Here is a 13021-nt window from a genome sequence, read left to right as displayed (position 1 = left end):
GGGTCCGGGTGAAGAGGTAGGGCGGGTAGAAGTTGAGCAAGCGGCGCAGGGCACGCGGGCCGAATTTCATAATCGTATTCCTGTTGTAGGGGCACCCCTTGCGGGTGCCCGCGGCAAGAGCCTTGCCTCCGCTGCCGATAGGGCGACCGCAAGGGTCGCCCCTACACTACAAATAATAGGCCGGCCTTGACGAGCGAAAAGCCTTTCGCTAACCGAGGCCCATGCGAATCGGGACGATCCTTCTTCTTCTCCTGCTGGCGGCCTGCGGCGGCGGCGCGGCCCCGGAAAGCGGCTCGGCGCCGGCGGTGGAAGGCGCCCGGCTGTTCAAGGCCAAGGGCTGCTATTCCTGCCATAGCATCGGCGAAGGCCCCAAGGCCGGGCCCGATTTGAAAGGCCTCTTCGCCCGGCGGGAAGAGGCCTGGATCCGGGCCTACGTCTCCGATCCGGTGGCGATGGTGGCCAGCGACCCCATCGCCCGGGGCCTCAAGGAGCAATACAAGATCCAAATGCCGAAAATGATGATTTCGCCCCAGGAAATGGACGCCTTGCTGGGCTATCTGCGCAGCGCTACCCAACCCTGAAAATACCGTGTTAACATCGGGAAATGGGCGGCGAGATTCCTCAATGCCGGTTCAGCCCCGAGGATTTCGCGCGTTTCGAGACGCGGCTTCGGGCCGAGACCGCGGCCCTGCGCTCCTACTTCGACCGTGGGGCCTTCTCCGCCGAAGGCGAGAGCATCGGCTTCGAGCTGGAGTTTTCCCTGATCGACGACGGCGGCCATCCGACCCCGCGCAACCAAGAGCTGCTCGCCAGGGTCGAGGACCCTCATCTGGTCGCCGAGCTCTCCCGCTTCAACCTGGAAATGAACAGCGATCCCCACGACCTGCGGGGCAAGGTCCTTTCGATCATGGAAGGCGAGCTGCGGCGGCTGCTCGGCTTGGCCGAAGCCCGGGCCTCGGCCCGGCACTGCCATTTGCTGATGATCGGAACCTTGCCGAGCCTGAGCGCCTCCGACTTGCACTTGGGAAATATTTCGCCGCTGATGCGCTACCGGGCCCTCAACGAACGGTTGCTCGAGCTGCGCCAGGGCCGGCCCTTTCGCATCGCGATCCAGGGGCCCGAGCGCCTCGATCTCGAGCACCGCGACGTCATGCTCGAGGCCGCGGCGACCTCGCTGCAGGTTCATCTCCAAGTCGATCACCGCCGGGCCCGGCGCTTCTTCAACGCCTCGATGATCGCCTCGGGGCCGCTGGTGGCCTTGGCCGCCAATTCGCCCTTCCTCTTCGGCAAGGAGCTATGGGACGAGACTCGGATTCCGCTTTTCGAGCAAGCCACCGGACTCGACGGCGGCCGCGCCGACAGCCCGGATCACTTGGCGCGAGTCAGCTTCGGCGGCGGCTATTTGAAGGACTCCATCCTCGAGTGCTTCGAGGAAAACCTCGAGCGCTACCCGGTCCTGCTGCCGGTGTTGAGCGGGGCTCCCGAGTCGGAATGGAGCCATCTCCGCCTGCATAACGGCACCATTTGGCGCTGGAACCGCCCCTTGGTCGTGCCCGACCCCGAGCAGGGCGCCCATATTCGCATCGAGCACCGGGCGATGGCGGCGGGGCCGACGCCGGCCGACGTCGTCGCCAATATCGCCGCCTACCTCGGCTTAGTCCACCATCTGGAGTCGCTGCCCGAGCCGCCGGAGGAATCGCTGCCTTTCGAAGCCGCAAAGGAGAACTTCTACCGTGCCGCCCGGGAGGGTTTGGCGGCCGAGCTGCAATGGATCGACGGCCAAAAGCACCGGGCCAGCGAGCTGTGGCGCGAGCAGCTCCTGCCGGCGAGTGTCGAGGCTCTGCAGGCCTTGGATCTGGACGAGGATGACCTGGAGCATTACCTGAATCGGGTCGCCGGCGAAAGGCTGCAAGGCGGACAAAACGGCGCCCAATGGCAGCGCGAATGGGTCGCCGCCCATGGCCGCAACTTCGCCCGGCTCGCCCGGGCCTATGCCGATCGCCAGATTCAGGGCAGCCCGGTGGCGGAGTGGAAGGTTTGAATGCTGAAGGTCTTGGAAGAAATTCCGGCCGGCTTGCTCGAGCTGAAATCCGACCAATTGGCTCAGGCTCTGGAAGGCCCCACTTTGTTTCATTTGCCGGGCCGCCGCCCCGAGCCGCTTTTCGTTTCGGTCCTCTTGCACGGCAACGAGACCACCGGCTGGAACGCCCTGCGCGGCCTCTTGGCTTCCCACGGCGCCGAGCCTCTGCCGCGGGCGCTATCCTTCTTCATCGGCAACGTCGCGGCCGCCGCCAAGGGCGTCCGGCGCTTGGAGGACCAGCCCGACTTCAACCGGATCTGGCTGGCCGGCACCACCCCCGAGCATGAGATGACCCGGCGGGTGCTCGAGGAGCTGCGCCAGCGCCGGGTCTTCGCCAGCGTCGACATCCACAATAACACCGGCGTCAACCCGCACTACGCCTGCGTCAACCGCTTGGACCACCGCTTCTTTCATTTGGCGACGCTCTTCCAGCGCACCGTCGTCCACTTCACCCGGCCTGAAGGCGTTCAGACCTCGGCCTTCGCCGACCTTTGCCCCTCGGTCACCTTGGAATGCGGCCAAGTCGGCTCCTTGGCCGGCCTCTCCCACGTCCGGGATTATTTGAGCGCCTGCCTCCACTTGGCGGAAATCCCGGCTCACCCCATTCACGCTCAGGACATCGATCTTTATCACACGGTGGCGGTGGTGAAGGTGCCCGACGAGGTCAGCTTCGGCTTCGGCGCCGAGGAGGGCGATCTGCGCTTCCCCGAGGATCTGGAGCGGAGGAATTTCACCGAGCTGGAGCCGGGTTTTTTGCTGGCGAGACGGCGGCTGGGCAGCGAGGCCCGATTGGTGGTGGCCGATGAGAGCGGCCGGGAAGTCGGCGATCGCTACCTGGAAGAAAGCGATGGCGAGCTGCGGACTCGTTTGAAGATGACGCCTTCGATGTTCACCTTGAACAAGACGATCATTCGGCAGGATTGCCTCGGTTATTTCATGGAGAGGGTCGGTCTTGAAATCCCCCCCTTTGAAAAAGGGGGGTAGGGGGGATTTGACGGAGCTGGTAATGGAAAAGAAGCCAATTCCTTTGCAACGGCTTTAAATCCCCCCCGGCCCCCCTTTTTCAAAGGGGGGAGTCTCGTCTTCGACTTTTTCGCTCTTCGGCATCCATTCTTGGAGCTTGCCGGCCAGCCATGGCATCAGCGCCGACTTGACCGCGCCGCTGCCGGTTTCGATCAGGGTCGAAGTCAAGGTGTCCCAGGTCGAAGGGCCGACTGGCGGATGCTGGGCGCCGGCCGGGCTTGCTTCGGCCGGCGATGAAACCTTGAAACCGACGAAAAAACCGGCCAAGGCGGCGATGCCGCTGCTCTTCCAGGGATGTTCCCGCACCGTCACCCGCGGGTCGACGATCTGAACCAGCTTTTGGCCGACCTCGCGGGCGGTCACGCGCAGGGCAGCCTTGGCATTGGCTTGGCGGAGCCGCAGCAGCTCTTTCTCATTCCGCGGCGGCTCGGTCGGCCGCGCTGAAGCCGAACTTCCGGCGTTGCTCTTCGAGCTTGCGCTCATATTTCTCCGTTTTCTCGCGCAGCGATTTGCGTTTGGCGCTGGCGATCTTGAAATGGATCGAGAGGAAGAAGATCAGGAGGAGCGTTCCGCCGGCGATGAGGTAGCCGGCCCAGGCCCGTCCGCCCAAGACCTCGGTCAGGGCCAGGGCCGCGCCGTAGAAGACGAAGGCGATGGCGATCAGGATCAGGCCGGCGCCCAGCAAGGTCAGCACGCTCCAGAGCACGACCTGCAGGAGAGCGTCGCGAAAGTTGACCTTGCTCAAGTCCCATTTGGCGTCGAGGTATTCGACGAGGTATTCCCAGATCTCCCGGAATTGTCCGGGCAGCTCGTCGAGAGCCTGGGAGTTGGACGGATTCTCCTGATTCTCTTCCTGAGACAAGCAGCCTCCGTCTAGCGGCGGGCGATGAGCGCGCCGATCACGAACCCGACTCCGGCCGCGATCAGCAAGGACTGCATTGGATTCTCCTTGATTCGCGTCTCCAGAGTCTTTTCCAGGTTCTGAGCTTTTTTCACGCCTTGCTGATAGTAATCGTTGGCGTTGTTCTTCAGGAGATTCACCGCATCCTCGGCGAGATGTTTGGTGGCTCGTCCCAGGTCTTGAACGTCGTGTCCGATCGCCGAAGCGCTGCTCTTGAACTCGTTGCCGTGTTTCTGGAAGACAGTGTCTTTCGAATTGCTCATTGAAAGCCTCCTATCGGTGGATCCTCCAAATTTTGGCTGATTATAGCGCCCCGATCCGAGGCTGTCAGTTTTTTATTCGTAGAGCCTTTGGCCGCTGAAAGAGGGGCTCTGGAAGGCCGGCAGGACCACTTCCTTGCGTAGCTCGTCGACGGCCTCGGTCAAGCCGGCCACGGTCAGCGGGAACATCCGGATGAGCTGGGAAATGGCGTGGATGGTCGGATGCCCGCTCCAATATTCCGGCGTCTCGGGGTTGAGCCAGACGATCGAAGGGTAGTGCTCGCGGAGCTTGCGCAGCCAGGCGATGCCCGGCTCGGCGTGCTTCTCCCAGTAATCGATCGATCCGTTGGGGACGAAGAGCTCGTAGGGGTTCATGCAGGCATCGCCGACGATCAAGACGTGGAAGCTGCGGCGGTAGCGGCGGAACACCTCCTCGGTCGGCAGGAAGTGGCGCTGGTTCATGTCGGTGAAGAGGCGGCCGTAGATGCAGTTGTGGAAATAAAAGTGATGGAAGGCCTTGAAGTGCCGGGAGGCGTGGGCCGCCGAGAAAAGCGATTCGACCAGCTGGGCGTAGGGGTCCATGCTGCCGCCGACGTCCATCAGGAGCATCAGCTCGGCCTGGTTTTTTCGGGGCTGGCGGTAGACCAGGTCGATCTCGCCGGCGTTGCGCGAAGTCTTGTCGATGGTGCCGCCGACGTCGAGCTCGACGGCTTGGCCGGTGGGCTCGAGCCGGCGCAGCCGCTTGAGAGCCACCTTGAGTTGGCGGGTGTCGAGGACCAGGTCGTGACGATAGTTCCGGAAGCGCCGCTCCTCGGCCACCTTCACCGCCATCCGGCCGCCGCCGGGCCCGCCGAGGCGGATGCCCGAGGGATGGGCTCCGGAATGGCCGAAAGGCGAGGTTCCGCCGGTGCCGATCCAGTGGCTGCCGCCGTGATGCTCCGAGGTTTGCTGCCGGAGCCGCTCGAGGAAACGGCGGCGCAGCTCCTCCAAATTCAGCTTCTCCAGACCCTGGGGCAGCTCCGGCCTTTGCGCGGGGTCGACGACTCGGTTGAGCCAATCGGCCAGCTGCTTCTTGAACTCCTCGGCCCCGACGCCGCTGAAGCAGGCCAGGAAGGCCTGGTCGTAGGCGTCGTAAAGCGATTCCGATTTCACCAGCAGGGCCCGGCCCAGATAGTAGAAGCGGTCGACCGAGGATTCGGAGAGATCGCCGGCCAAGGCCTCCATCAGGTCGAGCCATTCGTGGGTTCCGACCGGGACTTTCAAGGCGCGGAGAGCGTAGAAGAAGGCGAGGAACATCTTTACCTTCGCAAACGGGCGATCCGGGGATGGGCGTGGTCCTGCTCGTTCTTGAGCAGGGTGCCGATCAAGGGCGTCTCTTCCAAGATTTGCTTGCCGTCGATTCCCATCGCCAGCAGGGCCTGAATCCAGTCGATCAGCTCGGAGGTCGAGGGCGGCTTCTTGAGATTGCTGAGCTGGCGCAGCTCGTAAAATTTTTTCAAGGCGGCTTGGAGCAGGCCTTTTTCCAAATCCGGAAAATGAACATTCACGATCTTGGTCATCATCGCCTCGTCGGGGAACTCGATGAAATGAAAGACGCAGCGCCGCAGGAAGGGATCGGGCAGCTCTTTCTCGGAGTTGGAGGTGATGACGACCATCGGCCGGTTCTTGGCCGTGATCTCCTCGTCGGTTTCGGGGATGTGAAAGCGCATCTCGTCGATTTCGGCCAAGAGGTCGTTGGGGAATTCCAAGTCGGCCTTGTCGATCTCGTCGATCAGGAGGACCACCGGCTCCTCGGCGGTGAAGGCCATGCCGAGCTTGCCGAGCTTGATGTAGTGCTTGACGTTGCCGACGTCGCCGCCGCCGAAGCGGCTGTCGTTGAGGCGCTGGACGGTGTCGTAGACGTAGAGGCCGTCGACGGCCTTGGTCGTCGACTTGATGTTCCAGCGGATCAGCGGGCGCTTCAGGGCCTCGGCGATCGAAGCGGCCAGCAGGGTCTTGCCGGTGCCGGGCTCGCCCTTGAGCAGCAACGGGCGGCCGATGGCCAGGGCGACGTTGACGACCTGCTGGAGGTCGGGCGAGGCGACGTAGTCGGAGGTTCCGCGGTAAAGAGCTTGTGGGGTCATGATCTATCCGTTATCCAAGACAAGAATGGGGATCAATACAAAATCGCCGCTCCCGATTGACCGCCATTTGCCGGAAATCGAGTCGGCCTTGGCCTCGGCCTCCTCCCTTATTTTGCAGGCCACGCCCGGTTCCGGCAAGACCACCCGGGTTCCGCCCTACCTTTTGGAAAAAGGCTACTGCCCCGAGGGCGGCCAGATCCTGGTCCTAGTTCCCCGGCGCTTGGCCGCGAAAATGGCCGCGCTGCGGGTCGCCGAGGAGCGGGGCGAGGCGGTGGGGGCCACCGTCGGTTACCAATTTCGCTTCGAAAACCAAAGCGGGCCCAAGACCCGGCTGAAATTTCTGACCGAGGGGATGTTGCTGCGCTACTTGGTCCAGGATCCCTTGCTTCGCCGGGTTTCGCTCGTCGTCCTCGATGAATTTCACGAACGCCATCTCCATTCCGATGTGGCCCTCGGTTATCTCCGGCGCCTGCAGACCCGCGAGCGGCCCGATCTCAAGCTCCTCGTGATGTCGGCGACGCTTGAAGCCGAGGGCTTGAGCTCTTTTCTCGGCGGGGCGCCGGTGCTGCGCTTCGAAGCTCCGGCCTATCCGGTGGCGATTGAGTATCAACCCAGCGAGGCAACAAAGCCTTTAGAGCGAAAAATTAAAGATGCGGTGGCGAGTGTATTGGCGAAAGGCGGGGCTAAAGCCCCTGGCTACGGGGAAAACCGCGAGCTTGTCGCAAGGGGCTTCAGCCCCGCTTCCCCTGGAGACATTCTGGTCTTCCTCCCGGGCATGGGCGAGATCCTGCGTTCGGCCGAGGCGCTGAGACAGGCTTTGGGCGGCGAAGCCCGAATCCTGCCGCTGCACGGCGAATTGCCCAAGGAAGAGCAGGCCAAGGTCTTCGCGCCGGCCGACCGCCGCAAAATCATCCTCGCGACCAATGTCGCCGAAACCTCGCTCACCATCGAGGGCGTCACCACCGTGATCGACACCGGCCTTCACCGCCAGGCCAGCTACTCCTGGTGGAGCGGGATTCCGGCGCTCAAGACCAAAGCGATTAGCCGGGCCTCCGGCACCCAGCGGGCCGGCCGCGCCGGCCGCACCGCGCCCGGCACCTGCCTGCGCCTCTATTCCAAAAGCGATTGGGACTCCCGGCTCGCCTTCGAGACGCCGGAGATCCGGCGCTCCGACTTGGCTCAAACCCTGCTCGAGATCAAGGCCATGGGAGTGGAGCGGCTCAGCGAATTCAGCTGGCTGGAAAATCCGCCCGAGGGCGGTCTGCAAGCCGCCGCCGAATTGCTCTTTCTGCTCGGCACCACCGAGGGTAAGGGTCTCGACGCGGCGTTGACTCCCTTGGGCCGGCGCTTGGCCGAGCTGCCGCTCCATCCGCGGTTGGGCCGTTTTCTCTTGGCCGCCGAGGCCAAGGGCGTCTTGGCCCCGGCCTTCGACCTCGCTGCCGCCATCGCCGAGCAGGATCTCGACGCCGGCGAGCTGCACCTCTTTCGGCCTTCGTCCAAGATCTCCGAAGGCGCGCGCCGCTCGGCCAAGCAATTCGCCGCCTTTTTTCCGAAAGCAGAAAGAGCGAGGGGCGGGGAGGACGAGCTCGCCTACGCGCTGCTCTGCGGTTTTCCCGATCGGGTCGCCAAGCTTCGGCCAAAGGGCCGGGGCGAGGCGCCCGAGCTGGTCTTCTGCGCCGGCGGCTCCGGCGCGATCCCCACCGAATTCGTCCTCGGCTCCTCGGAATACTTCCTGGTTCTCGATGTCCAAGAAAGGCAGGGCCATGGCCAAAGTCGAGGCCGGGTCCATGTTCGAAGCCTGGTCTCGATCGAGCCGGAATGGCTCTTCGATTGGCAAGGCTCGCTCTTGCAAGAAAGCCAAGAGCTGGTTTGGGAGGCGAAATCGGGCAAGGTCCAGGAAGTGCAGCGGCTGAGCTATGGCCAGCTGCTGATCGAGGAATCCCGCAAACCGGCGGCCGGTTCGCCCGAAGCCAGCCTGGTCTTCTGGCGTGAGGGCTTGGGCTTGGATCTGGAGGATTCGAGCCTGATCTGGAATGTGCCCAATTTGCTGGAAAAGCTGCGGCCCAAGCTCGACGTCGAAGCCTTGGAATCGCTCTTCTCGCGTCTCGCCTGGATGAAAAAAGCTTACGGCGAAGTTGAGCTGCCGGATTGGGAAGGCGAGGGTTTGAAAGAGGGATTGAAGCGGCTCTTCTCTCACTGGCGAATGGAGGAAGGTCTATCGGTTGAGGCTTTGGAAAATGCGGCCTGGGACGCCTTCGGGACGCATTTGCAGGGCAAGTTGCAGAGATTGCTCCCCACCGGCTTCGCCTTGCCTTCGGGACGAAGGGCTCGCGTTCACTATCCTTGGGGCCGCGAGCCCTGGCTTGAATCGCGGATGCAGGATTTCTTCGGCCTGAAGCAGGCGCCGCAGCTTGCCGAGGGCCGGGTTCCCTTGGTGGTTCATCTGCTGGCGCCGAATGGACGGGCGGTGCAGGTCACCCGCGACCTCGCTGGCTTTTGGCGTAACACTTATCCTTCGGTTCGCCTCGAGTTGAAGCGCCGGTATCCGAAGCATGCTTGGCCGGAGGATCCGCTGCGCGGGAAGACGTAGTGCGGCTGGCTTTGGCGCCTTTGCCCGGTCGGGGTCGGGGTGGGGATGCCTCTCCCAGAATTCTGCCCGGTCGGGCTTTCGGGCTAAAAAATCCGCTTCGCCATAAAACTTGGTGGCTTCCTTCGTCAGCCCCCAAGTTTTTGGCTCCGTCGGATTTTTTAACCCTCCTACGCCCTCCCTCCTGCAGAGATATTCTGGGAGAGGCATCCCCACCCAGCCCCCGACCTATCACTGTGCTGGCTTACCTGTCATCCTGAGCGGAGCGAAGGATCTGCGACTGGCCAAGAGGCTAAGGGACTCCAAAGCAGCTTCGCATCTTCGGAATTCCCTTAAGTGCATACGAAGAGAATGAGTTTTTCATAAAACCTTGGTAGGTTGCAGATCCTTCGCTCCGCTCAGGATGACCTTAGCACAGCGGTAGGTCGGGGGCCTGGGGACTCCTCCGAACGGCTTTTGGGCCGTCGATCACCCTAAAGCATCCAATAGATATCGATGGACCAAGCTTTCCCCGGCCCGGCTTGAGGGCCGGGGAAAAAAGTGAGGAGGATGTCCCCGGGCTCCCCGACCGGGCAGAAACACCCAAGCCAGCGCCGAGGTCCACGACCCTCTCACTCGCCCATAATTTGCACGGTGATCTTCCTCTCCCGCGGTCCATCCAGGTCGATCAGGCAGAGCTTCTGCCATTGCCCGTAGAGCGGCACCCCATCCTTGACGATCAAGGTCTGCGAGGCGCCGTTGCACATGAAGGATTTCATGTGGGCGTCGGCGTTGCGGTCGCACTTCTTGTCGTCGCAGCTGAGGTTCTTGGTTCGTATCTTGCTGTTGTGCAGATACGGCTTGTTGCGCGGAACCATGTCCCGCAATAGGCAGTTGATGTCGCCGAGCAGGCAGGGCTCGTCGAGCTCGTTGACCGCCAGGAGACAGGTCGTGTGATGGACTTGGCAGGTCAGGAGCCCGTCCCTGATTCCGCTCTCCCGGACCCAATCCCGGCTCGCGTCGGTCAGGTCATGGATGGAGAAATAATCGAACTCACTCAGGTACGGCACCAGCTTGGGTTCGACGTCGGCTAGGTTGTTTTGGCTAGTCTCGTAGGTAAGAGTCTTGAAGTAGCAATGCATCCCTATCCCTCCCTTATAACCCTTACCCGAATGATAGGTACCTGCCATTATATGGAAATTTAATTTGTGTACAAAATATTTTAATAGGGAGGCCAGAAACCTAGGGACGAGAGAGGGCCGGGAGGGATCGGTCGAAGCGGGTCAGGCTGCAAGCCAGCGAAGTTTCGGAGGCGTAGGCATTCTTAAGATAGCGGAGGATGCGGTGGATGCTCTGGAGGGCTTCGCGCTCCTCATCGCTGGCCAAGGCGACCGGTAAGTCACGGGAATAACCCAGCAGCTCCTGGAGTCGGTCGAGCAGGAGGCGGAGACGGGTGGTTTCCTCCTCGTCCAGGACCCGGAGGCGCCGCGGCAAAAAATCCTTGTCTTGATGACCATTTCGATAGGCAGATTGCAGGGAAAGCTTGAGGTCCCAGAGCCGGTTGACGGTGGCTTGAAAAGCTTGTCTCAAGCCCGTCAGCTCGACTTCCAATTCGGACCAGCGCCGGCTCATTTGTTCTCCGCGGCTCGCTTCTCTTGGTAGATCTTGACCAGCTCGTCCTGGACGTTCCGGGGGACCGGGGCGTACTTGAGGAATTCCATCTGGAATTCGCCCTTGCCCTGGGTGCCGGAGCGGAGGTCGGTCGAATAACCGAACATTTCGGAGAGCGGGACCTCGGCGTCGACCTGGACGTATTTGTTGACCGTCCCGGTGCTGACGATGACGCCGCGGCGCTGGTTGATCTGGCCGACCACTTGGCCCTGGAACTCTTCGGGAGCCTGGGTCTGGAGCCGCATGATCGGCTCGAGGATGGTCGGGGCGCACTTGCCATAGAACTCGCGGACCGCGGTCATGGCGCAGATCTTGAACGCCATTTCGGAGGAGTCGACGTCATGGTAAGCGCCGTCGTTGATGATGACGCGGACGCCGACGACCGGGAATCCGATCAAGAGACCCTTCTTGAGCTGCTCTTGGAAGCCCTTGTCGCAGGCCGGGATGAATTCGCGCGGGATCTTGCCGCCGACGATTTCATCGACGAACTCGTAGGTCTCCACCGCGTCGGGCGGCAGGGGCTCGAAGATGCCGGCGATCTTGGCGTATTGGCCGCTGCCGCCGGTCTGCTTCTTATGCTGGTACATGAAATCGGTCTTCTTGGTGATGGTCTCGCGGTAGGCGACTTGAGGCTTACCGGCGATGACCTCGCAGCTGTATTCCCGCTTCATCCGCTCGATGTAGATTTCCAAATGAAGCTCGCCCATGCCTGAAATGATGGTCTGGGCGCTTTCCTCGTCGCGGTGGACGCGGAAAGTGGGGTCTTCCTTGGAGAAACGGTTCAAGGCCTTGGAGAAGTTGGCGGTGGCGCCCTTGTCCTTGGGCGCGACGGCTAGGCTGATAACCGCGGCCGGGACGTGCATCGAGGTCATGGTGTAGCGGATGGTGCCGTCGGTGAAGGTGTCGCCGGAGGCGCACTCGACGCCGAACATCGCGACGATGTCGCCGGCATAGGCCACGTCGATGTCGTGCATCTCGTCGGCGTGCATGCGGACCAGGCGGGGCACCTTGACCTTCTTCTCGTTGGTCGAGTTGACGATCCAGTCACCCTTGGCGACCTGGCCTTGGTAAATTCGCATATAGGTCAGCTGGCCGTAGCGGCCGTCTTCCAGCTTGAAGGCCAGGCCGACGAAAGGCTTGTCGGCATTCGACTCGAGGACCATTTTCTCCTCGTTGTTCCGCTGGTCGTGGGCCTCGTTCTTGACCTCGGAGGGATCGGGCAAATAGTAGCCGACCGCGTCGAGCAGGACCTGGACGCCCTTGTTCTTGTAGGCCGAGCCCATCATGACCGGGATGAACTTGAGGCTCAGGGTGGCGGTGCGGATCGCCTTGCGCAGCGCGTTGGGCGAGACCTCCTTGTCCTCGAGGTAAAGCTCGGCGATGTGGTCGTCGAAATCGCCCATGGCGGCGATCAACTCGTGACGGCGCTCTTTGGCCTCGGCCTGGAGGTCGGCCGGGATCTCTTCGATTCGGATCTTTTCGCCGTTATCGCCGTCGAAATACACGGCTTTCATCTCGACCAAGTCGATGATGCCTTGGAAACGATCCTCGGCGCCGATCGGCAGGCAGATCAAATGGGCGTTATGTCCGAGCTTGTCGCGGAGCTGGTGCATGCAGCGCACCGGATCGGCACCGGCCCGGTCCATCTTGTTGACGAAGGCGATGCGCGGGACATGGTAGCGAGTCATCTGACGGTCGACCGTGATCGATTGGCTCTGGACGCCGGAAACGGCGCAAAGGACCAGGACCGCGCCGTCGAGGACGCGGAGGGCCCGCTCGACCTCGATGGTGAAGTCGACGTGGCCGGGGGTGTCGATCAGATTGATGATGTTGTCCTTCCACTCGGCATAGGTGGCGGCCGATTGGATGGTGATGCCCTTCTCGCGCTCCAGGTCCATGAAGTCCATGGTGGCGCCGACGCCCGATTTGCCGCGGACCTCTTCGATCTTATGGATCTTGTTGGTGTAGAAGAGGATGCGTTCCGACAGGGTGGTCTTACCCGAGTCGATGTGGGCCGAAATCCCGATGTTACGTACCTTGGCGATATTGCGCATATAGTCTAACTCCTTGAAGGGCGCAGGCTTTTAGCTTAATGCCGCTTGAAAAGTCGAGGCTTTTTTTGCGGGTTTGGCCTGGTAAAGATAATCACGGCTTGGGGTCTTGTCCAGGGGCCCCCGCCCGGCCGCCCGTTCGGGGCCAGAAGAAACTATGGCACAAGAAGTTTTGCTTACTGCCCAAGGTAGGGAGGGGAGTCCGGGGGACTCCTCGGAACGGCTTTTGGGCCGTCGATCACCCCAAAGCATCCAATAGATATCGATGGACCAAGCTTTTCCTGGCCCGGCTTGAGGGCCAGGAAAAAAAGTGAAGAGGATGTCCCCCGGACTCCCCTCCCGGGCA

General features: G+C 62.1%; 12 protein-coding genes. 4 read left to right on the top strand and 8 right to left on the bottom strand.

Annotated features, from left to right (window positions below; translation table 11 throughout):
- Positions 1-221 precede the first annotated feature (221 nt).
- From VJR29_07060 to VJR29_07050, 3 genes are read left to right on the top strand one after another with little or no spacing between them, the layout of a single operon-like run.
- Positions 222-581: a cytochrome c gene (locus VJR29_07060; protein HKY63161.1), complete on the top strand. Its 360-nt coding sequence runs from the start codon at positions 222-224 to the stop codon at positions 579-581.
- A gap of 23 nt (positions 582-604) precedes the next feature.
- Positions 605-2041: a glutamate--cysteine ligase gene (locus VJR29_07055; protein HKY63160.1), complete on the top strand. Its 1437-nt coding sequence runs from the start codon at positions 605-607 to the stop codon at positions 2039-2041.
- The gene (locus VJR29_07050; protein HKY63159.1) at positions 2042-3064 is read left to right on the top strand and encodes a M14 family metallopeptidase; all 1023 of its coding nucleotides are present in this window, start codon (positions 2042-2044) and stop codon (positions 3062-3064) included. It abuts the gene before it with no gap.
- 54 nt (positions 3065-3118) lie between these two features.
- Here VJR29_07050 and VJR29_07045 read toward each other — a convergent pair whose 3' ends face one another.
- The 5 genes from VJR29_07045 to VJR29_07025 all read right to left on the bottom strand — a co-directional run bounded on the left by VJR29_07045 (position 3119) and on the right by VJR29_07025 (position 6387).
- Positions 3119-3586, bottom strand: coding sequence for a hypothetical protein (locus VJR29_07045; GenBank protein HKY63158.1), 468 nt, complete (start codon positions 3584-3586; stop codon positions 3119-3121).
- Positions 3516-3965: a hypothetical protein gene (locus tag VJR29_07040; protein HKY63157.1), complete on the bottom strand. Its 450-nt coding sequence runs from the start codon at positions 3963-3965 to the stop codon at positions 3516-3518. The genes VJR29_07045 and VJR29_07040 overlap by 71 nt, the downstream gene beginning before the upstream one ends.
- An 11-nt stretch (positions 3966-3976) precedes the next feature.
- Positions 3977-4267 (bottom strand): DUF883 C-terminal domain-containing protein, encoded by a 291-nt coding sequence (locus VJR29_07035; protein ID HKY63156.1) that lies wholly within the window; start codon positions 4265-4267, stop codon positions 3977-3979.
- 72 nt (positions 4268-4339) lie between these two features.
- The gene (locus tag VJR29_07030) at positions 4340-5560 is read right to left on the bottom strand and encodes a VWA domain-containing protein (GenBank protein ID HKY63155.1); all 1221 of its coding nucleotides are present in this window, start codon (positions 5558-5560) and stop codon (positions 4340-4342) included.
- 2 nt (positions 5561-5562) lie between these two features.
- Positions 5563-6387 carry a MoxR family ATPase gene (locus VJR29_07025; protein HKY63154.1) on the bottom strand — a complete coding sequence of 275 codons (825 nt, stop codon included), beginning with the start codon at positions 6385-6387 and terminating at the stop codon, positions 5563-5565.
- Between VJR29_07025 and hrpB the strand changes: the two genes are divergently transcribed.
- Positions 6386-8977, top strand: a complete 2592-nt coding sequence (gene hrpB / locus VJR29_07020) for an ATP-dependent helicase HrpB (protein ID HKY63153.1) — start codon at positions 6386-6388, stop codon at positions 8975-8977. The two genes, VJR29_07025 and hrpB, sit on opposite strands and share 2 nt — an antisense overlap.
- Before the next feature lie 608 nt (positions 8978-9585).
- Here hrpB and VJR29_07015 read toward each other — a convergent pair.
- From VJR29_07015 to fusA, 3 genes are all read right to left on the bottom strand, one after another.
- Positions 9586-10095, bottom strand: coding sequence for a secondary thiamine-phosphate synthase enzyme YjbQ (locus VJR29_07015; GenBank protein HKY63152.1), 510 nt, complete (start codon positions 10093-10095; stop codon positions 9586-9588).
- A gap of 100 nt (positions 10096-10195) precedes the next feature.
- The gene (locus VJR29_07010; GenBank protein HKY63151.1) at positions 10196-10585 is read right to left on the bottom strand and encodes a hypothetical protein; all 390 of its coding nucleotides are present in this window, start codon (positions 10583-10585) and stop codon (positions 10196-10198) included.
- Entirely contained in the window at positions 10582-12678 is a 2097-nt protein-coding gene (gene fusA / locus VJR29_07005) for an elongation factor G (GenBank protein ID HKY63150.1), read from the bottom strand. The genes VJR29_07010 and fusA overlap by 4 nt, the downstream gene beginning before the upstream one ends.
- Between the last annotated feature and the right edge of the window lie 343 nt (positions 12679-13021).

It is taken from the genome of bacterium, assembly GCA_035281585.1.
Lineage (GTDB): Bacteria > UBA10199 > UBA10199 > DSSB01 > DSSB01 > DATEDP01.
Note: the sequence above shows the minus strand (reverse complement) of the source record. Positions and strands in the feature narration are given on the sequence as shown.

Coding starts and splice junctions, on each gene's coding strand:
- VJR29_07030 (HKY63155.1), bottom strand. CDS start 5,560: ATGTTCCTCGCCTTCTTCTACGCTCTCCGCGCCTTGAAAGTCCCGGTC.
- VJR29_07015 (HKY63152.1), bottom strand. CDS start 10,095: ATGCATTGCTACTTCAAGACTCTTACCTACGAGACTAGCCAAAACAAC.
- VJR29_07055 (HKY63160.1), top strand. CDS start 605: ATGGGCGGCGAGATTCCTCAATGCCGGTTCAGCCCCGAGGATTTCGCG.
- VJR29_07050 (HKY63159.1), top strand. CDS start 2,042: ATGCTGAAGGTCTTGGAAGAAATTCCGGCCGGCTTGCTCGAGCTGAAA.
- VJR29_07045 (HKY63158.1), bottom strand. CDS start 3,586: ATGAGCGCAAGCTCGAAGAGCAACGCCGGAAGTTCGGCTTCAGCGCGG.
- fusA (HKY63150.1), bottom strand. CDS start 12,678: ATGCGCAATATCGCCAAGGTACGTAACATCGGGATTTCGGCCCACATC.
- hrpB (HKY63153.1), top strand. CDS start 6,386: ATGATCTATCCGTTATCCAAGACAAGAATGGGGATCAATACAAAATCG.
- VJR29_07010 (HKY63151.1), bottom strand. CDS start 10,585: ATGAGCCGGCGCTGGTCCGAATTGGAAGTCGAGCTGACGGGCTTGAGA.
- VJR29_07025 (HKY63154.1), bottom strand. CDS start 6,387: ATGACCCCACAAGCTCTTTACCGCGGAACCTCCGACTACGTCGCCTCG.
- VJR29_07035 (HKY63156.1), bottom strand. CDS start 4,267: ATGAGCAATTCGAAAGACACTGTCTTCCAGAAACACGGCAACGAGTTC.
- VJR29_07060 (HKY63161.1), top strand. CDS start 222: ATGCGAATCGGGACGATCCTTCTTCTTCTCCTGCTGGCGGCCTGCGGC.